Below are 22,461 nucleotides of genomic sequence, written 5' to 3'. Positions count from 1 at the left end.
CGTCAGGCTCATAACCTGAAGGTCGCAGGTTCAAATCCTGCCCCCGCAACCAAATTCCTAAAAATATGACGTTGATGTCGCCGCTATGAGATAGGCTCTGTACGCCGAAGCTAATCGTGCGGATATTCAGTGCGAACATCATCCCACAGGGTGTACCCAAGAGCGGCGATATCTTCGTTCAGTTGCACACAGTGCTGCTGTCATCTGGTTTAAGCAACGTCAAAGTGGCTTGTTCGACCTCCGCCAAAGGCGCGGCCCAGCTTTTCATTGATAAGTCTTCCCAGTCTGACACTGCTGTTGGCCAATGGCGGTACAAATCCTGCCCGGTGGCAATCGAAAAACGGACCGCCTGATTGTCCGGTGTCAGCCCTTTTAGGTAGCAAATCCGGCTCTCGGGATCCGAGCTGTAATTCGGTAACCCTTTCCGGTAACACCGCACCTTTATTGGCCGCTCGAACAACTGGGCGTGAAGCGCTGTGAACTCAACTATGCCCGGAGGTCTGATTTTGTAATCTGGATGGTTTCGCCACCATGACTCGAAGTCGGGCCAGACGTGCCGCCAAACTCTTAACCCGGTGACTTCGTAATCAGAGTGCCGCCCGAGGATTGTCTCCATCAAAGATATTTTATCTTCCCCAAATCCCGACCAACGCAGGTCTACACTTAAGGCATCAAGCGGCGCTTCTTCTGTGGCGTCATAGCGTGGATCATGCCTACTTGTATTGAGGGATCCGAAGCTTAGCTTGGTGTTGTCTGTCAGCGTAACTCGCAATTTGCGGATTTTGGGGATGTGAATAAGCTTCTCCCCGAAGCATATGGGGACTTTGTCTGTGGTTCCTGATGTTGTGTGCGTTTCGCTTTGCACAGCAGCGGGGGATGTGAGTGCAACCAGTCCGAAAACCATTGGCATTCGCGCCCATCTCTTGGCCATGCACACACTCCTTACAAATCAGCTTAAGATAATAAACATGTTTTGCTTTACTTTAGGGCGTCGTTTCGCGCACGCAATCGTTTGAGATAAAAACAGTTTGAAGACCGACCGGAAATGGCCACTGCCTCAAAGCCCACTGGCCATACATCACATAAATTCAGTCTTGTAACCCAAGCCGTAAGGCGGAAACGAACGGTTTGATCAGGTACTCGGCGAAAGTGATATTGCGCCCCGACAGGGTGGCAGTGACGGGCATGTCTGTGACCAGTCGGAACCGTTCTGCCATCATGGATTGCGCTTCTGACAGGCTTTCGGCTGATATTCTGGCCGTTGCGGTATAGCCGCGCGGCACCCCGTCCTGGTCTTTCTCGGCTTGGGGAGAAATTGTCAGAATCTCAATCTCCATCTGCGGCATATCTCGCTGGGGCAGGCTGGGCAAAATAAGCTTTCCCTGCATCCCGACCTGCACCTGATCAATACTGTCTGGCGGAATCGATAAGCGGACGATGGGGCGATCCAAGGTTTGCGCAATGACCGCCAGAGTTTGTCCGCGCGGTGCGATCATTTGCGGGCTGTCGTAGTCCAGAGCATGCACATGGCCGGTGACGGGTGACCGAATATCTGCGGCACCGATTTCAGCCTCAAGCCGGCTTTGTTCGGCCCTTAGTCGAGACAGTTGAAGCGTATTCTGGCGCAGTGTTGTCAAAAGTTGTGCCTCGAATTCTGCCAATTCGCTGCGGGCCCGGATTTCTGCCTGCTCGGCCTGACTGGACAAGGATGCGGTTGAAGACTGCCTTTGCTGTAAGTCAGCGGACAGTTCTAAAATTTGATCCGACAGACCTTCGACATCTGTTTGGCGTGCTAGACCTTGTTGCCGCAGTTGTGCCTGCGCCGCGCGCAAGTCTTTGAGCAAAGCGATACGCTGCGCGATCAAGGCGGCTTCACTTTCGCCAGATAAGGCCTGATTGCGCGCGGATTCCGCTTCGTGGGTCAGTGCGGTTTGGCGATGCTGCAAGGCGCCGTAGCTGGCGGCATAGCGGTGAACCAAGGGCGAGGGGGCAAATCGGCTTTCCCAATCCGTGCGATGGCTGCGCAGGGCGGTAATCACCTGATTTTCTGCAGACAGGGCCTCAAGCTGAAGTTGGATCTCGCGAAGGGCGTCTTTCTGGGTAGAAACATCAATCCGAAACAAGATTTCCCCTTGTTGGACAGATTGCTGTTCACGCACGCCAACCCAGGCGATTGGCCCCCCATAGGCATGCTGCATATCATAGCTTGGCCGCGAAGAGGCTAATTCACCGCTGACTGAAACCGAAGTTGCCAGCGGGGCTTTCAGCGCCCACAGGGTAATCACCACCAAGAATGCCAACAGCCCAAAAGCCGTACGTTTCAACGGGCCGGTGACGGACGAGGGAAGAGAAGTGCTGGATTGGGTCAATGGGGGCGCCCTTCCGGTTCAGGGGCGTCGTCATTGACTATACGCGCTGAAAACTGGGCCAGATTGTTTTCGTTTCGAATTTCGAATCGCGCCGCCAGTTTTGAGGCAAGAAACAGAGGCATGGCTTTTTCACCAAGCTTTTCAAAGCCTTCGTGACCGCATTCAATCTGCGATTTAACCTGGCGCAGAAGTTTGTCGGCAGATGTCTGACCTTGCTCGACGATTTGCAATTCACAGTTTCGATCATCCAGAAAACGGAACTGAATTTCGACTTCGCGCGGTTTGTCCTGGGGGCCATTCAGGTTGGCGGCCAGAAACATTTCGGTTCCCAACATGGCGGCTTTGGCGGCGAACTCGGCATCGTTTGAGCGGGTAAACTGCCCGGTAATCCAATCCGACAGGTCCTGCAACGAGGTCTTGCGCAATGGCATTCGGGTCAGACGCCGGCCATCGCTCTGACGCCCCAAGACCTGGGCGCGGGGGCCAAAATCAGAAACAAACCCGCGTTCCAGAACAAGAATGTTATCGGCCAGTCCAATTGCCCCGGCGCGGTGCAAGACCATCACGACGGTCACGCCATCGTCTTTCAGATCCGCGATCGTTTCACACATCGCGCGTTCGCCGTTTTTGTCCAAAAGCGCGTTTGGTTCGTCCAGAAACAAATATTTCGGTTTACAATAAATCGCTGCCGCCAAAGCGACGTGTTGTTTTTGCCCTGCCGTCAAAAGGTGCGGCGTGGCACCGATATCTGTCTGATAGCCCTGAGGTAAGGCCGAGATCATCCCGTGTACTTTTGCTTTCTTAGCGGCGGCAATGATGGCTTTGTCGTTCATTTTCGTATCGAAACCAGCGATATTTTCGGCCACGGTTCCGGGCAGTAACCCGCCCATCTGGGGCAAATAGCCGATCATGGCGCGACGGGTGGTTGCAGACATGTGGCGCACGTCTGTCTGATCAAGAACGACACTGCCGATCGGGGCGGGGTCCAAGCCAGCCAGCGCCTGCAACAGGGTCGATTTTCCGCTTCCCGCATCCCCGATGATGGCCAGACAGTCGCCGGGGGACAGTTCAAAACTGATACGGTCCAGCCGGGGAGGGGCCCCGCCACCGCGTGGATAGATAAGGCGCTCGCATTTTAGCGCCCCTGACAACTCCAAAATATCCATCTGCGTTTCCTGGGGAACCGCCAGATTTTGAAGATGGGTTAAGGCGTCTTTTGCGTCTGGCCAGCTGCGCAACGCGCCAAGCGCCTGTTCAATGGTGGTGATGGTTTTCGCCGCGATCAAGGAGGCAGCAATCATCGCCCCGGCCGACAGTTTCCCTTGAGATACCAAATAGGCACCAATGGACATGGCCAGTAACTGCGCTGACATGCGCAGGCCTGTAAGCGCACCGTTGCCTCCCAGTAAGGGGCGATCAGACTGGCTTTCATAGGTCTGACGGCTTTGGACGGCGTCTTGCAATCTTGTGTTCAGATTGTTGCGCAGGTGCTGTGGTGACGTTAACGGGTTAAGCGTTTCCAGAAGGCGCACCCAACGGCGTTCTTGCGTGCGCAGCTGGTTAATCTGTGCTGAAGGGGCTTTGATCGCGGTATCGCGCAGATGTTGTACCCCCAGCATCGTCGCGACAAGTGTCGCCACCAAGACAACATAACTTAAGTGGATCAACCCCAGCACCCCAATGAACAGGGGTAACCAAAAAAGGTTCAACAAGGCTGTTGCGGACCCGCCGGCGATAAAGCCACGCGCTTGGCCAAGATGGCCCAGCATGTCGGTTTGTTGGGCAGGGGGCAGGGCAAGTATTGGCCCGGTGCAGATGCTTTCGGCCCAGCGTGCGACCCGTTGAAGCGAAAGATCCCGTCCGGTTTCAACAAAGGCGTTGAAGGCGATGGCCAACAGGGCCACCACCAGCAACAAGAACAACGTGTTAAGGTTACCGCTGGGAACAACCCGATCCAACACCTGCATCATGAAGATCGGGCTTACCAGGATCGCGGCATTCGTGACGAAGCTGAAGATTAACAAGGGCGCAATAAGCACGCGCAATTGGGAAAGCGATCCTGGGGTCACAGGTTAGTCTTTCTATGGTTGGGGCTCAGAGGATGAAATTGCTTTCGTCCAGATCGTCGGGCGATACGGATTTAAGGATCAGCTTATCGCCTTCCTGGCCGCCCTCCAGGCCACTCAGATCAATGACCGTGGCCCAGCCCTGATCATCCATCAGACCTTCCAGGTCGGCGTATTCCAGACCATAAGCGCTTAGATCAACGATATCCTGGTTTGACTCAAAGTCGTGCACCATGTCCTTGCCGCCGCCTTGGGCCACGATGAAAGTGTCCGAGCTGCCATCAGCGCTCCATTCGCCACCCCACATGTGATCGTTCCCCGCACCACCAGTGATGACATCAGCGCCGGTGCCGCCGACGAGCTTGTCGTCACCAGCGCCGCCGTCCAATGTGTCGTCGCCTGCGTTGCCGGCGACATAATCGGTGCCATCCCCGGCGAAAAGCGTGTCGTTGCCAGCCTGTCCATTCAGGCTGTCGTCGCCCGCGCCGGCGATGATGAAGTCATTGCCATCGCCCCCATAGAGCGCGTCATTACCCTCGCCACCGTCCAAAGAGTCGTCACCGGCGCCGCCCTCAAGGTGGTCATTCCCGGCTCCGCCGATCAATGTGTCGGTGCCTTCGCCACCAAACAGCATGTCGTTTCCGTCGCCACCGTCCAGACTGTCAACGCCCTCGCCGCCGCGAAGCTGATCATCGCCCGCGCCGCCAAAGATGGTGTCAGCCCCGCCATCGCCGCCGATATTGTCCGCGCCCTCGCCGCCATCCAGCGTGTCGGTGCCTTCACCGCCGCTTAAAATGTCATCTCCGGCCTCGCCATACATGATGTCATCACCGGCCCCGCCGCGCAGATCGTCATCACCGCCTTCACTTGTGGTAACGACTGGATCCTTAAGCAAAATCGTGGCTTCGGTGTCGACAACAGCAAAGGGATCAATCGAGCGCGGATCAACCGCACCATCATTCGAACCCGTGTTCTGGGCCTCGGATTTGAACTCGGCATAGCCATACCCAGCATCAAAATCGTAATGGACCTGATATACCGCGCCAGAACTGTCGGTCGTTCCATCCAAATCATGATCGCCTTTGTTCAGGCCGATATAGAGATTCCCATCGCCATCCATGAAAACCGCCCCGTAAGCGCCTTTTACCATGCCGCTTTCCATCTCACCCTCGAACAGGGTGCCGGTAACGGGGATAGAGGTGATCGTGGGCAGGCCTCCATCCTGAACTTCGCTCAGATCGATTTTGTGAACCTGACCGTTGCCGCCGTTTTGCGAGGGGGCCTCAACCGCGTAGAAACAGTTTTCATCCGCGTTATAGGCAATGTCATAAAGTCGACCATCAAACAGGTCCTTGGGCATGTCATAGTGAATTTGAACGGGATCGCCGTTTTCATCCAACTGGTCCACGTCGATCATCGTGATCCGGTTCAGGCTGCTGTTAAAGGTCCACAGGTTGCCATCACTGTCGAAATCACCAACATAGTCGCCGTTATCGACATCCCCCAAGCGGTATACATCCCCATTGGCATCCATCACCACCAGATCAGGCGGGGTGATCTCATTGCCAAGCGCATCCTGACCACTGCCTTTGCCGATGCCATAGATCAGGTCATCTTCGACGTTATAGCCGATGGCATTGACTTTGAATTCGCCGGGTGAGCCAGCGGTGATATATTCCTCGGCCTCGGGGTCAAAGACCATCAGCTGCCCGTCGATGACCTGATACAGGTTCGACTGGCCCGGTGCGATGGCGTCGACGGTCACTTCCTGACCGTTCACCTCGATGGTGGTCTCATAAGTGTATACCGCGCCGCTGGTATCAATTTCAGGCCCGTCATACGCCACTTCGGCATCCACGACACGGAAGATCATTTGATCGGTGCCGCCGGTACCGGTGACCTCTACTGTGTAGGTTTCATAGGCCCCCGATGTGGTTGAAATCGTTTCCACCACCTCGCCATTCCAGATCACCTGTACACTGCCTGACGTGCTGTCCGCCGCCAGGTTCGCGGCCAGATCAACAGCGATGGTATAGGTTTCCCCTTCCTTGGTATCCAGCTCAGTCGCCATCTGTTCCTGACCGTTCTCTTCGGTCACGGCCCAGCCATCTACGTCGCTAAACTGCGAAATGCTTGTGGGTTTGGTGTCGCCGCTTGGTTCGCCCAGCAGGTTCACGTTGCCCTGATCGCCATAGACAATGTCATCCCCATCGCCCGCGTTCACAACATCCGCGCCCAGACCGCCATAGCCGGTGTCATCGCCGTCTTCCAGGTTGATGACATCTTCGCCTTCACCGCCCTTGGCCGTGTCATTGCCGGTGCCTGCGTTTACAATGTCATCGCCAGCACCTGCGCTCAGGTCATCATGGCCGCGGTTGCCCAACAGCACATCATCGCCTTCGCCGGTTACGATGGTATCGTTGAAATCCTGACTGTCTCCGGTGGCCTCAAGTTCAGGGTCAACCTGCACTTTGCTGGGGTCATAGACCCATTTACCATCCACCAAGGTCCACTCTTCGCCAACATAATCGCCCGCGGCCAGATCATTGCCTTCACCTCCATCAATGGTGTCAGACCCTTCGCCGCCCAACAGGTGATCTTCGGCACCGTCACCTGTCAGGGTGTCGTCGCCGTCATTGCCATCCAGCTGGTCCTGATCCGCACCGCCGGTAAGAACATCATCCTGATCGCTTCCGACAATCGTTTCGCCGGTGTTTTCGGGGAACTTGTCCTGATCTTCCACTGCCATTTTTCACTCCACTCACAAAGAACTTGATCGGGACTTTCGGCCCGGTCTCTTAAGAAGGGGTGAAATGAGCAGCGTGGAACATGTCGAGTTTTAGTAAACTCTCATGGGGAAGTAGTTTGTGAGCTGATTGCGGAGGCCCGCCTACCCAACCCAAAAAAAGCGCAGTCAGATTTGGGCCCCGGGCGCTGTGCTCGCGCGATATGGGGGCCGGGAACGACAGATGCTAAACGTCGATTTTGTCGATCCCGGTGGCGTCTTGCGCTTTGGCGGCGTCGCCAACGCGCTGCCCCTTTACCACCTGATCCCCGGCGATTTCGGCAAGCGGGATCAACACGAAGGGGCGGTTGAACATCTCGCGATGGGGCAGTGTCAGAAGAGGGGTGTCCACTGTCCAGTCGTCCGCAAACAACAGATCAATATCAATCAATCGCGGGCCCCAGCGCCGCTCGGGCGCGCGGCCCATCGAAAGTTCGATCTGTTTGATACGTCGCAGCAGGCTCTCGGGTGCAAGGGTCGACCAACCGGTGGCGCAGGCGTTTACGAAAGGGTCTTGGTTTTCATCGCCCCATGGCGGGGTTTTGTAAAAGCTGGACACCTGATCCAGTTCAAACCCGTCCTCGATCGTCAGGTGGGACAGGGCAAGGCGCAGATTGGCGGCTGCGTCTCCGATATTGCTGCCCAAAGACAAGCCGACGCGCCAGCGCCGTTTGCGCGTAATTTGTACGCCGACAGCATCAAACCTGCCCTTCATCGGAGCGGTTGGCTTGCGCACGGCGATCCGGGTTTCTGTCACACTTGGATTTTTGTCCAAGATCAGATCGGCCAACCGGTTAGCCAGCGTTTCCACCAGATCAAACGGGCCGTCACCGCAAACCTGCCGCGCCAGATCACATAACGATGCATAGCACAGCGCCTGTTCGTAATCGTCGCTTTGGGCGCAGGCGCGGGTGTCAAAGGCGCAGTCGATATCGAACTGAAACTCTTGCCCGGTTTGCTTTTCGCGCTCAAACACCCCGTGATTGCCCCGCAGGCGCAGGTTTTGGACTTTTATCCAGTCGGTCATTGAAACTGCTCCGCGGCATTGAAGATTTGAACGGCATTCACATGTTCGGCGACATCATGAACCCGCAGGATATTGGCGCCATTGCGCAGACCGATAACATTCGCCGCCACAGTCCCGGCCATCCGGTTTGCTGGCGCAGCGCCTGTTACTTCCCCAATCATCCGCTTGCGGGACAGGCCCAACAGGATAGGGCGGCCGAATTTGCGCAGATCGGCCAGTTGATTGAGGATGCGATAATTTTGTTCCAGCGTTTTGCCAAAGCCAATCCCGGGGTCCAGGATAATATGAGCATCGGGGATGCCCGCCTTGGCGGCAAGTGTCAGGCTGTGCTCAAAGAAGGTATTGATATCGCTTGTGATATCCAAATCTGGGTCAACATCGGTTCGATTATGCATGGCAATCAGCGCACTGCCGGTTTCAGCCACGACGTGGGCCATCTGTGGGTCATGGTGCAGGCCCCAGACATCGTTGATCACCGCCGCGCCTGACTGCGCTGCAAAGCGCGCGACATCGGCCTTGTAGGTATCAACAGACACGGCGACATCAACCGCGGCGCAGATCTGCGACAGCGCTGGGTCAAGCCGAGAAAGCTCCTCGGATGCGCTAAGCGGCGTGGCACCGGGGCGGGTGGATTCCGCGCCCACATCGACAATTGCGGCCCCTTCCGACACCATGCGCACGGCTCCGTTTAGCGCAGCCTCAGGCGCGGCATGGAGCCCGCCGTCGGAAAACGAATCCGGCGTCATGTTGACGATGCCCATGACCACCGGCCCTGCGTTGACAGCAGCCAAAAAGGCGTCACGTTTTGTCAGTCTGTCGTCGGCCACGCGGCAAAATCCTTTGATAGATCCGTTCTGCTGTCGACCCGGTCATACAGTGCCTGCGCCAACTCTGCCAGAAGCGGCGTGTTCAGCGCCAGCGCCCGACCGTTCAACGATGTGATCGGCGCGATCAGGCGCAAGCTGTTGGTCATGAAAACGGCTTGGGCGCTGTGCAGTATGTCGGGTGTCAAAGAGGCTTCCTCGACATCGCGAAAGAGCGCGCGCCCAAGGTCCAGCAGCTGCGCGCGCACCACACCGGGTAGTATGCCATCCGAAAGGGGCGGGGTGCGTAAAGTGCCCTCAAGGATCACAAAAATATTGCCTGTGGCGCAGCTGGCGACATGGCCTTGGGTATTTGCAAATATGGCCTCATCCGCGCCGGCGGCTTTGGCCTGCCGCATCGCCAAGATCGCGTCCATATAGGACAGGCATTTATGCCCGGCCAACGGGGAGGTTTCATTGCGGCGGATGGGGGTTTCTATCGCGCGCAGGGGCCGCCATGCTGCGCTGAGAGGGCCGGCATGGGCCTGTGTCAGGATCACCGGTGCACAGGCGTCAGGCAAATCCAGGCCGCGCGGGGCAGGGCCGCGCGTGATCGTGGTGCGCACGGAGCCAGTGACGATCTTACGCGCGGCGTTCCCCAAGGTGGCTTGCGCAACCCGGGCGTCGAAAGGGATGTCAAACGCAGCGCAAGACGCCGCCAGCCGCGCCAGATGGGCCTCGGCAAATACGGCGCGCCCTTGTGCGACCATCACAGTGTCAAACACCCCGTCGCCCAGCAAAAGCCCACGATCACGCAGATCAAAGGGCGCGATGGTGCCGGTCTGCGGTTCGCCGTTAAGCCACTGCATGATTTCCCTTTCGCGCGCGGGCGAAGAAATTTCCGAAAATGTCGTGCCCGTGGTCTGACAGCACGGACTCTGGGTGGAACTGCACACCGTAGGTCGGATGCGTCCGGTGTTCCAGCGCCATGATCTCGCCGCTGTCGGTGCGGGCGGTAACACGCAGGTTTTGCCGCATCTCAGGCGTCTCTTCGACCACCAGAGAGTGATACCGCCCCACCGAGAGCGGCACGGGCAAGCCGTCGAACATACCAGTGCCATTGTGCCCAATCAGGCTTGCACGACCGTGCATCGGCTCGTGGGCGCGGGCCACGACACCGCCAAAGACGGCACCGATACATTGATGGCCCAGGCACACACCCAAAATCGGGATGCGCCCGGAAAACCGTTCGACCGCAGGCAAGGACACGCCAGCCTGACTTGGGCTTGAAGGGCCGGGCGAGATCACGATGGCTTCGGGCTGGGCGGCCTCGATCCAATCCAGATCAATCGCATCATTGCGCAGCACGGTGGGCGGCCAGCCCAGCTCTTCGCAATAGCGCGCGACATTGAAGACGAAAGAGTCATAGTTGTCGATGATCAGCAGCATACCTGTCACTGCGCTCCTTCAAAGGCGGCAAACAGCTTTTCCGCTTTGATCAGCGTTTCTTTGCGTTCGTCTTCGGGGTCCGACAACAGCGTCAGCCCGCCACCAGCCTGTACCACCGCGCAGCCCTCGCCCAATACGGCAGTGCGGATCGCAATGTTCAAATCCATGCGGCCATCAAAGCCAATATAGCCGATCCCGCCGCAATAGATACCACGCGCCACGCCTTCCAGTTCGGCGATGATCTCCATCGCGCGAATTTTTGGCGCGCCGGTGATTGAGCCCCCGGGGAACGCGGCCTCTATCAGGTCGGCGGGCCCTTTGCCTTCGCGCAGCTGCCCCTGAACGACCGAGGTCAGATGGTGTACTGCGGCATAGGTTTCCAGCCCGCAGATGACAGGGGTTTTGACCGTACCGGGCTGACAAATGCGCGACAAATCGTTGCGCAGCAGATCAACAATCATCACGTTCTCGGCCCGGTCTTTTTCCGAGGTGCTTAATTGCGCGGCCAGCGCGGCGTCCTGCGCGGGGTCATCAGAGCGCCGCGCCGTGCCTTTGATCGGGCGTGCTTCTGCCAGCCCCTCGTTCAGGCTGACAAACCGCTCGGGGGAGCTGGATGCGATGGTCGTGTCGCCATCGCGCAAAAACGCCGCGAAGGGGGCTGGGTTTGCCCGGCGCAAGGCTTTGTAAAAGGCCCAGTCGTCAAAGCCTTTCGGCAACGGACCCTGAAAGCGCTGGGCGATATTGGCCTGATATATGTCACCAGAACGGATGTAGTCCTGCACTTTGCACACGGCATCGCGAAAGCCTTGTGGGGTGAAATTCGACACCCATGAATCGCGCGCCACGCAGGCCAGATCAGGGACCGGGGCAGGGGGCGCTTCCAGCTGTTCCAGCAACCATGCGGCCCGTTCCTTGGCATGTAGCGCCTGAGCCGCGCCGACCTCTGGCCAGCCACTGGAACAAACCCATGCTTTTTGATCGCGCTGATCAAATGCAAGGATCAGGTCATAGAACCCAAACGACAATAGGCGGGTTTCCGGGGGCTTAACCGGCAAGGTGGGCAGCGTTTCAAACAGCTGCCCCAAGTCATATGACAGATGGCCGATCGCACCGCCGCAAAAGGGTGGGGCGTCGGGGCCGGGGGGGGCAGCTTGATAGCGCGCCAGACAGCTGGCCAGTGCCGCCATTGGGGCCCCCTCAAGGGGTTGATCGTTCCACAGCGCCTGTGCGCCTTTCACGGTGAAATGACCGAAGGGGGCCACGCCGATATAGGCATAGCGCGCAAGCTCAGGGTCCGTTCCGCCACCATCAAGGAAGGCAAATCCGGGCAGGTCGCGCAGGACCTCGGCGGCATCGACAGGCGCGCGATAGGGGATGGGCTGGCAAATCACGGTGCGGGCTTCCAGAAGGCGGGTCAGTCCTGCAGCAGTTTGAGCGTTTCAGCGCGGCGCTCGGGATTGTCCGACAGCTCGCCCCGCGTCACCAACGTCACGGTCTTGCTTCCATCAGCACGCGCCCCCCGCATAGCCATACACATATGCTCGGCCTCAAGCTTGACCATCACACCGCGGGCACCCAACGCCTGTTCCAGCGCATCGGCGATTTGGGCGCTCATACGTTCTTGCAACTGCGGACGCGCGGCGATGGTCTGTGTCACCCGCGCCAGTTTACTAAGCCCCGCCAACCGCCCGCCGTCGGGCAGATAAGCGATATGGGCTTTGCCAAAGAACGGCAAAAGATGGTGCTCACACATCGAAAAGAAGGTGATGTCTTTGACGATCACCAGTTCTTCGTGGCCATCGGCGCTGAACTGGGTTTCCAGATGTTTAAGAGGGTCTTCGTGCAGGCCCCGAAACACCTCGCGATACATGCGGGCAACGCGGGCTGGCGTATCGCGCAGCCCTTCGCGCGCCGGGTCTTCGCCAAGCGCTTTAAGCAGAGTTTCGATTGCCGCTTCGATCTCGTCCTGAGACGATAAGACCTTACTTTCCAGAGCGTTCAAATGACGTCTCCTTGATTGTGCGAACCCAGGCCTTGCGATCGACACCGGATTTCGGCATTTGCCTTTGAAATCAGATGCCTTTTCAGCCCCGTCCAGGCGCTTTTGCCATCAAGAACCGCACCGTTCTTTATGACGCTCATCGTCTAACCACCCCAACCAGCATATTGCAAGGTGAAAAGCCATGCGTCGAAATCTCCGACACTCATGGAATCGCAGTGAATCAGAAAAGCGCAGGAAAAGGGCCGATGTCAGTTGAGATGTAGCCGCGGGGTTGCCCCGGTGGCACCCGCAGGCGCCGCAGAGCTAAGCTCATGCGTTAGCCGGTGCAGCAGCTCTACATGGCAGCTGATGCCGGTCTTCATGTAAATGGAGCGCAGGTGGGCGCGGATTGTCGGCTCTAGCACGTTCAGTTTATTGGCGATTTTATCAATAAGCAGCCCTTCACGCACCAGCATACAGACACGGAATTCGCTGCGTGTCAGGCCAAACGGGTTGGACAGGTGCAAAACCTGAGGGTCAGGCTGGCGGGTGCCGCGCCGAGTGCGAAACCGGCTGCGTGCGCGTTCGGCCGTACCGGGCAGGCGGGATTGCCATGTTTTCGCAAGTGTCGGTCCCATGATCGCCAACAAACTACGGTCCGCTTCGGGAAGCGTATGTTCAAAGTGCAGCTCTAGAAAGTCGTTCTCGGCCAGCCGCACAGCCAGCAGGTCACGGATCGCATAGGCCGCCAGATCTGCATGCAGCACCTGTAGCTTGGCTGGTCGCGTATTTCGGTTTCTCTGGGCTTCCTTCAGGGACAGCGTGGCCCCAATGCGAAGATCATCTTTCGGATTCTCCAGCATCTCATTCAGGAAGCATGGCGGCCTTCCCTGCGGGTGACCAGCCGCGGCGATCATTTTCAGCGAAATGCGCCCCTCTTGGTGACGCGCAATGAACGCGGCGTGGGCATGCGTTACTTTTATCAACCGTTGCAGCGCGCCGTTGAGTTCACCTTGCCCATGCAAGGTTTCGACCCATTCAGCCAGAATATCGAGACATCCTATATCGACGGACTTAGACGAGCGTTCTTGAGCGTCTTCTATCACCTCTCCCCCCTTCCATGCGCAGGCCTGCCTTCGCAAGCCGTTGCAATACATAAGAAAAATGATGTTGAGAACGTGACTAAGCTGGCGATGGAAAGGTGTTATGTCAATCTTTACGAAAAGATTAAATGTTCATGAATGCGAATGGGAGAATTATAAACTCTGGAAATAGTTTATAAATAACATGGGTGTAGATCGTGAAGTTGAAGTGCATTTTGCGGCGCAATGGGCCATATCAAATTTGCCCATTTGGTAAATAAAAGCGGTGATTATGGGTGATTGTCACTCAATCTACGAACGAAAACCCTTGCGATTCGCAGGGGCTGCGGCCGGAAAGGGCTATCGGCCCTGTTCGAATTTGGCCCGCAATTGGCGGGCCAAGACGTTTACATTTCGTAACAGCGTGACTTCATTCCACCGCCACTGGGGCCACAGATGTAAACCGGGCGGCCTGTGCGGGCGGGGCCTTTGCCGACCACCTGCATGGTCGTGCCACTTTTGGCAGGCGTGCTGGTTGCGACTTTCACGCCTTGGTCAGACATGGTCGAAATTGATGCCGGGCTAGAGATGTTGGATTGGCTTGCCGTTTCGGTGCTCATGCATGCGCTGGTGACGCAAACCATGGCAACCGCGGCGGCGGAAAGACCTGTGGGTACAGCTTTCTTGCCCCGACGTGAAGTCAGAAATACGGACATACTGCTCGTGCTCCTCAAAAGCGCCTTTGCGGCGCTGGTTGCATATTCATGCCACCCTGTCCCAGCGGTTGGCTTTATTATTATTGAGGTGCAGTGGTAAACAAATTTAACATAATTTTCTAGCCGCCCTGAAAATGACGGTTAGAAAACGTGTCCAATTTGCATGAAATAGGGATGACCTGCGCGGGAACGCTGCCCCGCTGCAGGTTGAAAGTTTTTTCAAATCAACGACCAAGCCAGAGGGCTCCCCTTGGCTTTTAAGGCGGCATTATTTCGCCGATCCGGCGTTTATTGGCCGAGAACGCGCTCGGTCACGATCCAGTTTGGCAGGCCATAGCCATCAGGCCACGGGTGTACCTCTTGCTGGTTGAAGTAGACAACCGAGGTCAGCTGCGGAAACTGCGGATAGTCCTGACGCACCGAGTTTTCCCAGCGGCTCACATAGTCCGCATCCCCGACATAACCCAGTTCAGCGACCATTACAGGTTTGCCAAATCCTTTCACCCGTTCATAGCGTGGGGTGAAAATGTCCAGAAACTCCTGTTCATCGCCCAGTTGTTCGCGTTCCCAGGCTTGCAAGCCAAAGACAGACAGGCCCACGACATCGACATAGTCATCGCCGGGGTAGTAGTCTTCGAGCCCTTCATGACCCAGTGGAGACCACATGACCTGCACGTCTGGTGCAACGGCGCGGCAGACATTGATCATGCGCTGAAACGCGTCGACATAGATTGTCGGCTCCCAGTCGGACCAGATGAATTGCCCGCTTTCGTCCTCCATCTCCTGAGCCCAACGCACGGTGATATCGCTGTCCAGCTCATCCAACACAGCGCAGATCGCGCTCATGTTGCTGTCATAGAGACCGGTGCGGATGCCGTTGATCAGGAACTCGGGCGTGTTGCGGATGTCGCGGGTCCAGGTCCAGGGTTCAATGGTCACCAGCAGCTCGCGATTGCGTTCTTTGGCATAGGTGTCAGCGTCATAAAGACTGCCTAAGAACACGTCCTCCCAAGGCAGGAACAGATGTTCGATAGCGACTTCGCCGTCAGACGAAAATTGCCCGGGCGGGTCATAGGCGCCAAAAGCCAGATCGCCCGGGGGCGCGGCCAATGCAGGTGTGGTAAAGGCCAACATTGCCAGCCCCACGCCCCAAGGCGGTTTTCGGATCAGTTTGTATGGTGTCATCATCTGGAGCCCTCCTTGATAGATAACGAATTGAACCCTTTGAAAAGGTCCGTGCGGAATTGGTAATGAAGACGCCCCTGTGTCTGTCCCGCACCCGAGACATAGGAACGCATTTCGGTCATCTGATAGGGGCCAAGCCCCAGCGTCAGCACATGCAGCCCTTGGGTGCCACGCAGCGCGAAAGAGGCCCCAACCAGAAAAATCAAAGCGGCACAGGCGGCAAACTGCCCGGTGACCCGGGGCAGATAGCCACGCCAGTCCACCTTGTTTTCCTTAAGGTGCCGGATAAGGATCACCGCGCAGGTGATCGCATAGATGGCGGCATAGAGCAGCGATAGCAGGTAAAAGCCCCCGGCCTCGACCACGTCTGCGTTCAACAACACGGGAAGCGCGGACAGGGCGGATAGGGCAAAATAGGGGGCAAGCACCCGAACGGGCAAGGGCGGCTTGGTTGTCTGGCCCTTTGGCGTGATGCGGAAGTCTACGAATGACCCTGTCAGCGCATCGCGGAACGCCACGGCGCAGCCCATGAACACCCACGGCCACTGTAAAAACTGGAACAGGATCTTTTCCCAGCTGAACACATAGGCATCCAGCGGCCTCAGTAATTGATCGCGCCGACATTCAATCACCATCCATGTCAGTACGACCGCAGCCGGAAGAGCGTGCAGGACGAAGTCGACATAGGTTACGGCAGCAAAACGCGCATCGAAGGTCACCGCCAGAACCGGGATCAGGAACATCAGGAAATGCGCAAAGGCCGTGATCGGATAGAACGTCTGACAAAACAGGAATTGGAAGCGCAGCCTAAGAGGCAGCTCACCCAGATAGTGGGGGGTGTGTTTGAGCAGCAGCGTCAACAGGCTGCGCGACCACTGGAACTCCTGCGTGGCAAGGTCAGACACGCTTTCGGGCCCCGCGCCATAGGCGATGGCATCAATTGCGTGTACACCCCGCCAACCGCCGGCGTTCATCAGCAGTGAGGTCGAGTGATCCTCGGCCAGATCAGGCCCCAGCCCGCCCACCATGCGCAGGGCCTTGGTTCGCACCGCATAGTGCGATCCAATACACATCGGCGCCCAGCCTTTGCTCATCCCGGCTTGAAAGGCGCCGTGAAACAAAGCCTCGGTGAACAAACGCGTGCGGGCAGACCAGCTTTGGGAACGATTGTTGCAACACATCGACGGTGCGCTGACATACCCAACCTTTGGGTCGGCAAAGCCTTTCAGGATTTCGCGCAAATAGCCCGGTTGCGGCACGTGGTCCGCGTCGAGCTGGGACACGAAATCATATTCGTCGTAGCCCCAATGATCATAGAAATAAGCAAGGTTGCCTTCCTTGCATCGGGTCCTGCGCGGCCAATGCGGTTGATGATATGCCGTGATCCCTTTGCGGCTGGAAATTTTCACGCCATGTTCGGCACACCATGCGATGGTGTCCGGGGTCGGGTCTTCGTCAGCCAGCCATGTGTCATGGGGGACGTCTTGTGCCAGCATGGCAAGCAATGTCTCTTCAAGCACATGCAAGGGCTCTGACGGGGTTTTGGTGACGATCATCGCCACCCGCGCTTCTTTGGGCAGCTCAAGCGCCGGGTTGGGCCGATGAGAGCGCAAGAAGAAGGCGAAGAAATAGATCACCAGAAAATTCAACCACGCCAGAACAAAGGTGATCAGCGCAAAACGCCAAACCCCAATGATATTGCCCGGCTGTAGCCACCAGACCCAGAAATATAGATTTGCCAACAAAGCCAGACCTACAGTGATCCTGTACTTGCGTTGTTGAGCCGGCGTGAAGACGGGCACGAGAGCAGGGAGGGTGTCAGGCATGGTTGACCTCCTCCAGCGCAAGACCGAAGTAGGGCGCAGCGTCGCAGATGATCTGATCCAAGGCCGAGCGCTCGGTCTTGAACCCCAGCAGGCGCTGGGCTTGCGTTGGGTCCGCCATGAGTGAGGGCGGGTCTCCGGGGCGGCGGTCTGTCAGGGTCAGGGGGACCTTGCGCCCGCTGACCTGCTTCACGGCCTGCGCGACTTCCAGCACCGAATAGCCGCGTCCGCTGCCAAGGTTCAGTGTCAGTGAGGGACCGCCCTGCAACAAATGCTGCATCGCCATGACATGCCCGCGCGCCAGGTCGCTGACATGAATGTAATCGCGCACACAACTGCCATCCGGCGTGTCGTAGTCAGTGCCAAACACCTGCAGCGCCCCCCGCAGCCCCGAGGCAGACATCAGCGCAAGAGGGATCAGATGGGTTTCAGGGTCGTGGCGCTCTGCAAGGTCTCCGTCAGGATCTGCGCCGCAGGCATTGAAATACCGCAAAATGCCATAGGAAAACCCATAGCGCGCGGCATAGTCCATCAGCATGTGCTCGCCGATCAGCTTGGTGCGGCCATAGGGGTTGATTGGGTGTTGCGGGCTGTTTTCGGTGATGGGCAACTGGTCGGGGATGCCATAGGTAGCGCAGCTGCTTGAAAAGATCAGCTCGCGCACGCTGGCTTTGGCGCAGGCACTTAACAGGGACAACATGCCGCCGACGTTGTTGTCATAGTATTTCTGCGGATCTTCGACGGACTCACCAACATATGCTGAGGCCGCAAAATGCATGACACCCTGAATGTCATACCGCGCGATGACCCTAAGAATGGCCGGCGTATCCCGCACGTCGATATTATAGTACGGCCCCCATTTCACAGAATCCGCATGGCCGGTGGACAGATTGTCCACCACCACCGGCATGTAACCAGCGCTGGCCAATGCCTTACAGGCGTGGCTGCCGATGAAACCGGCACCTCCTGTGACCATGATGGGGATTCCGTGCATGGTTATTCTCCGACTAAACTCGCCGCTGCTTTGCGCGCCAGCTCCTCTTCAAAATAGCGGATGATGTTGCGCAGCCCGTCCTCCAGCGCGATCTGAGGTTGCCAGCTCAGCAGCGTTTTTGCGCGGGTGATATCGGGGCGGCGTTGTTTCGGGTCATCCTGCGGCAAAGGCTTATAAACCAGGCTGGAGCGCGACCCAGTCTGGCGCAGCACCTGATAGGCCAGTTCTTTGATCGTGAACTCAAGCGGGTTGCCTAGATTGACCGGGAAGTTCACCTCGGCGGGTGAACCCATCAGCCGGATCAGACCGTCCACCAGATCATCCACATAGCAGAACGAGCGCGTCTGCTGCCCTTCGCCATAGATCGTAATGGGCGCGCCCTCTAGCGCCTGAATGACAAAATTGGAAATCACCCGCCCATCGCTGGCCCGCATGTTTGGGCCATAGGTATTGAATATCCGGGCGATTTTGGTGGGCACGTCACAGCGTTCAGCGTAGTCGTGAAACAGCGTTTCGGCGGATCGCTTGCCCTCGTCATAGCAAGACCGCGGGCCAAACGTGTTGACGTTGCCAAAGTAATCCTCGGGCTGCGGGCTGACATTCGGATCGCCATATACCTCAGATGTCGAGGCCTGCAAAATCCGAGCGCCTTTCTCCTGCGCCAGATCCAGCAGATTGATCGCCCCCAGCGCGCTTGTCTTGAACGTGTGGATCGGGTCCGCCTGATAACGCGGCGGAGAAGCGGCGCAGGCCATGTTGTAAATCTCGTCCACCGGCCCATCCAGCCAAAGCGGGTTGATCACGTCATGTTCGATGAAGGTGAAGTTTGGATCTTGCAGCAGCGGCGCGATATTCGAAATGCGCCCCGACAACAGATTGTCCACACAGATGATCCGTGTCTCCGCTGTTAAAAGTCGTCTGCAAAGATGGGATCCCAGAAACCCGGCGCCGCCGGTAATCAAGATGGTTTTTCGAGATGGTTTTGCGCCCCGTTTCAGGCCAATAACCTGGCCGTTCCAATCACTGTCTTTCACGTCTATCCCCCCAGATACCGTTACAAAGACGCAGACAAAGTAAGGTGCGAGGGGGCACACCAAGTAACATTAAACTAAGTAGTGATTGCCCCCCGGCAGCGCAGACTTTCTCAACGCCTGTTGAAAAAGTCGCCAATAAACCAAGGGTTAGCAATGACGCGGCGCGGGCGTTTTACGCGATTTGCGCTTGGCTTCCCTTGGGTCATGCAACTTATCGGGGTGAAATACCCGCACCGCGTAAAGACGCCCGCGCGGCCGGCTTTGCCAATGTGGATAATGTGTGGATAACAGGGCGGCGTTAGTCTGGTTGGGCGCCCAGAATCAGGCGTTTCAGCCCCCACAATGCGCCGATATAGATCGCACCCAATGTGACCGGGGCAGAATAGGCCAGCGTGGCAAATCCGGTGACCCCTTGACCAACCGAACAGCCAAGCGCCACGACCCCGCCAATGCCCATCATCGCGGCGCCACCGACCTGACGGCCCAGTTCGCGCGGGTCCTCGCAGGCCTCCCAGCGGAATAATCCCCGCAAGGCCGAGCCAAGAAAGGCGCCGCCAAGCACACCTGCCACAGAGCCAACGGCAAAGCTCAACCCCCCTGATGACGATGTCATCAGCCACAGCAAAGTGCGCCCCAGTGGCGCGGTGAAGCTGTGGCCCTCTACCGGGATGTCCCCAAAGCTGATTTTGTTCAGTGTTGTGGTGCCCCACAAGGCAAAGGTCACGGATAGGCCCGCAGCGACACCCCAGGCCTGATGACGGCTCGAGCGCCGCAGACCTTCGTGGCTGAAAGCCCAATAGATCAGTCCCGCTGAAATCAGCCCGGCCACCGCGATGGCGGGAAGGCCCAAGACCCTCTCTCCCAGGGTCGCAAAGCTTTGCATGGAGTCAGACGGTGACTGCGGGAACAGGAATTGACGCAGATTGGCCAAGGGGCCGCCCAGCGTAATGAAGCCAAACAGCCCCATCACCACCACAACGACCAACGCCCGCATGTCGCCGCCGCCAAAGCGCACCAAAGCGCCAAACCCGCAGTTGCCAGCAAGGGCCATGCCGTATCCAAACAGCAACCCGCCCGCCACGCTGGCGATCGGATTCCAGGCGGTGTCGTGATACAGGGTTGCGCGCAGGTCAATCATGCCCGCACCTGCCAGTATATGGGTGGCGAATATCGCGGTGCCCAGAACGACACCCCACATGCGCAGTCGGGTCTGATCCTCGCCGTAAACAGCGCTTTCAATTGCGCCTAACGTGCAAAAATCACCCAGCCGTGCCGACAGGCCCAAAACGGCACCTGTCGCCAGACCAATCAGCGCCGCGATGGCGCCAATCGGAAGCATGTCCATGCTATTCCTCCCTAAGGCCGTCGTGGCCTTTCCTTGCGACCTGAATTAGGCCGACTTGCAGAACATGTCGTAAACCAGAGCGATCATGCGACGTGCCCGATCATCGGACAGCGAATAATAGATCGCTTTGCCTTCACGGCGGTGCGAAACCAAGCCTTCAAGGCGCAGACGGGCCAGCTGCTGACTGACCGCTGCCTGACGCGAGGACAGCAGGTTTTCAAGTTCGGTTACGGTCTTTTCGCCTGTGGACAGATGGCACAGGATCATCAGGCGGCCTTCGTGCGACAGCGCTTTCAGAAAGCTCGATGCCGCTTCGGCCTGCGTAACCATGTCACGCGCCACGACGGATCCGTATTCGGGCTGAGATGTCTCCGTGCCCAGATCCATGTCGTAAGGGTGAACTGCTTCGGCCATTATCTTTCTCCTAAGGGCGATCCGCGATGGGAGAGACGGATCATAATCAGCCCTTCATATATGTTTCTGCTAGCGTCTGACATACCACGTTCGTGCCGTAATAGCGATTCCACGCCTGTTTTCCAGTAAAACGCCTATTTGATCAGCAGTTAGCTTTGATCTTTAGCCGCCTGATTGCGAATCATTCTCAGCAAGCTGCGCCTGCCATTCGGGTTCCTTTTCGATCATCTTGGCGATCAGCCCCCAGAAAAAGTCCTCGCCGGGATAGCCTTCCAGCCGGGCTTGCTCCACGCCATCGCGTATCAGAACAAAGGTCGGGGTGAAGGCCGGGCGGCCTTTGGTCAGGGTGATCTCGGACTTCCAGTCTTTGCGCAGGTTCACCTTTTTCAAAGGCGCGGTGCGGCCTTCCGCCGTTTTAGAGTAGATCGGGCCGATCTCATTGTCCCATTTGATGCAGTAATGGCAGCCGTCCTGTTCGAACATCACCAGATGTAGTTCCGCGCGCGCGGGCGCGGTCATGAACCCTGTTGCCAGGGCGATCCCCAGCACCAATGAGCGAAGCTTTACCATTTTTGCTTTCCCTAAATATGCATACAACGTAATGTGTTTTGACGATGTCGGCAAGGGAGGCCAAGGTGCTGGACATTTCTTTCGGCGGTGCCGCGCTTGCCGGGCTGCTTTCATTTCTGTCACCCTGCATCCTGCCAATGGTGCCGTTTTACCTTTGCTATATGGCCGGAATTTCAATGTCCGAGCTGCGCGGGGATAACTCTATCGCGCCGGGAGCGCAGCGGCGGTTGGTGTTTTCAGCCATCGCTTTTGCCTTGGGGGTGACGTCGATTTTCATGTTGCTGGGCATGGGGGCCACGGCGCTGGGACAGGCGTTCCGCCAGTATATGGAGCCGTTATCCTATGTGGCGGCGGCGATCCTGATCCTGTTTGGTCTTCATTTTCTGGGCATTCTGCGCATTCCGTTTTTGTACCGTGAAGCGCGGATTGAAAGCAGTTCAGAACCCAGTTCAGTTTTGGGGGCCTATCTGATGGGGCTGGCGTTTGGCTTTGGCTGGACCCCGTGCGTAGGGCCGGCGCTGGCGGCGATCCTGATGATGGCCAGCGGGATGGGGAACATTGCGCAAGGGGCAGGTTTGTTGGCGGTCTATGGCTTGGCCATGACCTTTCCGTTCGTGCTGGCGGCGCTGTTTGCGCGTCCGTTTCTGAACTGGATGCAGCGCAACCGTAAATACATGGGTCACGTCGAGAAGGTGATGGGCGGGATGTTGATCCTGTTCGGACTGCTGATTGCCACCAACTCTGTTTCGATCATCGCGGATTTCATGATCCGACACATGCCGTGGGCCACGTCCATCGGCTAAACACTTTAAGGGAGG

The 22,461-nt window shown here is 57.5% G+C and carries 20 protein-coding genes; 2 read left to right on the top strand and 18 right to left on the bottom strand.

Annotated elements, in window-relative coordinates:
* Positions 1-178: 178 nt before the first annotated feature.
* The 11 genes from ATO10_RS15270 to ATO10_RS15220 form a co-directional block, all read right to left on the bottom strand.
* Positions 179-931: a hypothetical protein gene (locus tag ATO10_RS15270; RefSeq protein WP_035253236.1), complete on the bottom strand. Its 753-nt coding sequence runs from the start codon at positions 929-931 to the stop codon at positions 179-181.
* A gap of 157 nt (positions 932-1,088) precedes the next feature.
* Complete coding sequence (locus ATO10_RS15265; protein WP_035253235.1) at positions 1,089-2,369, bottom strand: beta-barrel domain-containing protein; 1,281 nt, start codon at positions 2,367-2,369, stop codon at positions 1,089-1,091.
* Complete coding sequence (locus ATO10_RS15260; protein ID WP_238323526.1) at positions 2,366-4,408, bottom strand: ATP-binding cassette domain-containing protein; 2,043 nt, start codon at positions 4,406-4,408, stop codon at positions 2,366-2,368. Before ATO10_RS15260 ends, ATO10_RS15265 begins: the two co-directional genes overlap by 4 nt.
* 55 nt (positions 4,409-4,463) lie before the next feature.
* Positions 4,464-7,184 carry a DUF6923 family protein gene (locus ATO10_RS15255; RefSeq protein WP_051598187.1) on the bottom strand — a complete coding sequence of 907 codons (2,721 nt, stop codon included), beginning with the start codon at positions 7,182-7,184 and terminating at the stop codon, positions 4,464-4,466.
* Between the two features lie 223 nt (positions 7,185-7,407).
* Entirely contained in the window at positions 7,408-8,247 is an 840-nt protein-coding gene (gene folK / locus ATO10_RS15250; protein WP_051598186.1) for a 2-amino-4-hydroxy-6-hydroxymethyldihydropteridine diphosphokinase, read from the bottom strand.
* On the bottom strand, positions 8,244-9,074 hold the full coding sequence (gene folP / locus ATO10_RS15245) for a dihydropteroate synthase (RefSeq protein ID WP_035253231.1): 831 nt from the start codon (positions 9,072-9,074) through the stop codon (positions 8,244-8,246). Before folP ends, folK begins: the two co-directional genes overlap by 4 nt.
* Positions 9,056-9,919 (bottom strand): aminotransferase class IV, encoded by an 864-nt coding sequence (locus ATO10_RS15240; RefSeq protein WP_051598185.1) that lies wholly within the window; start codon positions 9,917-9,919, stop codon positions 9,056-9,058. Before ATO10_RS15240 ends, folP begins: the two co-directional genes overlap by 19 nt.
* A complete protein-coding gene (locus ATO10_RS15235) occupies positions 9,906-10,499 on the bottom strand; it encodes an anthranilate synthase component II (protein WP_035253228.1) in 594 nt (197 codons plus the stop codon). Before ATO10_RS15235 ends, ATO10_RS15240 begins: the two co-directional genes overlap by 14 nt.
* A 5-nt stretch (positions 10,500-10,504) precedes the next feature.
* On the bottom strand, positions 10,505-11,890 hold the full coding sequence (pabB, locus tag ATO10_RS15230) for an aminodeoxychorismate synthase component I (protein WP_035253227.1): 1,386 nt from the start codon (positions 11,888-11,890) through the stop codon (positions 10,505-10,507).
* A gap of 23 nt (positions 11,891-11,913) precedes the next feature.
* Positions 11,914-12,501 (bottom strand): GTP cyclohydrolase I FolE, encoded by a 588-nt coding sequence (gene folE, locus ATO10_RS15225; RefSeq protein ID WP_051598184.1) that lies wholly within the window; start codon positions 12,499-12,501, stop codon positions 11,914-11,916.
* Between the two features lie 248 nt (positions 12,502-12,749).
* Entirely contained in the window at positions 12,750-13,586 is an 837-nt protein-coding gene (locus tag ATO10_RS15220; RefSeq protein ID WP_035253224.1) for a helix-turn-helix transcriptional regulator, read from the bottom strand.
* A 465-nt stretch (positions 13,587-14,051) separates the two neighbouring features.
* On the opposite strand from ATO10_RS15220, the gene ATO10_RS15215 reads away from it, so the two are divergent.
* Positions 14,052-14,378, top strand: coding sequence for a hypothetical protein (locus ATO10_RS15215; protein ID WP_162174104.1), 327 nt, complete (start codon positions 14,052-14,054; stop codon positions 14,376-14,378).
* A gap of 188 nt (positions 14,379-14,566) precedes the next feature.
* Here ATO10_RS15215 and ATO10_RS15210 read toward each other — a convergent pair whose 3' ends face one another.
* The 7 genes from ATO10_RS15210 to ATO10_RS15180 form a co-directional block, all read right to left on the bottom strand.
* Entirely contained in the window at positions 14,567-15,466 is a 900-nt protein-coding gene (locus ATO10_RS15210; RefSeq protein ID WP_051598183.1) for a glycoside hydrolase family 26 protein, read from the bottom strand.
* Positions 15,463-17,289: a glycosyltransferase family 2 protein gene (locus ATO10_RS15205; RefSeq protein WP_081806549.1), complete on the bottom strand. Its 1,827-nt coding sequence runs from the start codon at positions 17,287-17,289 to the stop codon at positions 15,463-15,465. The genes ATO10_RS15210 and ATO10_RS15205 overlap by 4 nt, the downstream gene beginning before the upstream one ends.
* Entirely contained in the window at positions 17,282-18,280 is a 999-nt protein-coding gene (gene galE, locus ATO10_RS15200) for a UDP-glucose 4-epimerase GalE (RefSeq protein WP_035253220.1), read from the bottom strand. Before galE ends, ATO10_RS15205 begins: the two co-directional genes overlap by 8 nt.
* A gap of 2 nt (positions 18,281-18,282) precedes the next feature.
* Entirely contained in the window at positions 18,283-19,314 is a 1,032-nt protein-coding gene (locus ATO10_RS15195) for a UDP-glucuronic acid decarboxylase family protein (protein ID WP_420313649.1), read from the bottom strand.
* A 298-nt stretch (positions 19,315-19,612) separates the two neighbouring features.
* Positions 19,613-20,659, bottom strand: a complete 1,047-nt coding sequence (locus ATO10_RS15190; protein ID WP_035253218.1) for a YeeE/YedE family protein — start codon at positions 20,657-20,659, stop codon at positions 19,613-19,615.
* 45 nt (positions 20,660-20,704) lie between these two features.
* Positions 20,705-20,989, bottom strand: a complete 285-nt coding sequence (locus tag ATO10_RS15185; protein ID WP_238323524.1) for an ArsR/SmtB family transcription factor — start codon at positions 20,987-20,989, stop codon at positions 20,705-20,707.
* Positions 20,990-21,235: 246 nt separating this feature from the next.
* Positions 21,236-21,643, bottom strand: a complete 408-nt coding sequence (locus ATO10_RS15180; RefSeq protein ID WP_035253217.1) for a thioredoxin domain-containing protein — start codon at positions 21,641-21,643, stop codon at positions 21,236-21,238.
* Positions 21,644-21,708: 65 nt separating this feature from the next.
* Here ATO10_RS15180 and ATO10_RS15175 point away from each other — a divergent pair, with 65 nt between their 5' ends.
* A complete protein-coding gene (locus tag ATO10_RS15175; RefSeq protein ID WP_035253215.1) occupies positions 21,709-22,446 on the top strand; it encodes a cytochrome c biogenesis CcdA family protein in 738 nt (245 codons plus the stop codon).
* Positions 22,447-22,461 lie beyond the last annotated feature (15 nt).

It is taken from the genome of Actibacterium atlanticum, assembly GCF_000671395.1.
Taxonomy (GTDB): domain Bacteria; phylum Pseudomonadota; class Alphaproteobacteria; order Rhodobacterales; family Rhodobacteraceae; genus Actibacterium_D; species Actibacterium_D atlanticum.
This window is presented reverse-complemented; position numbering and strand designations above follow the sequence as displayed.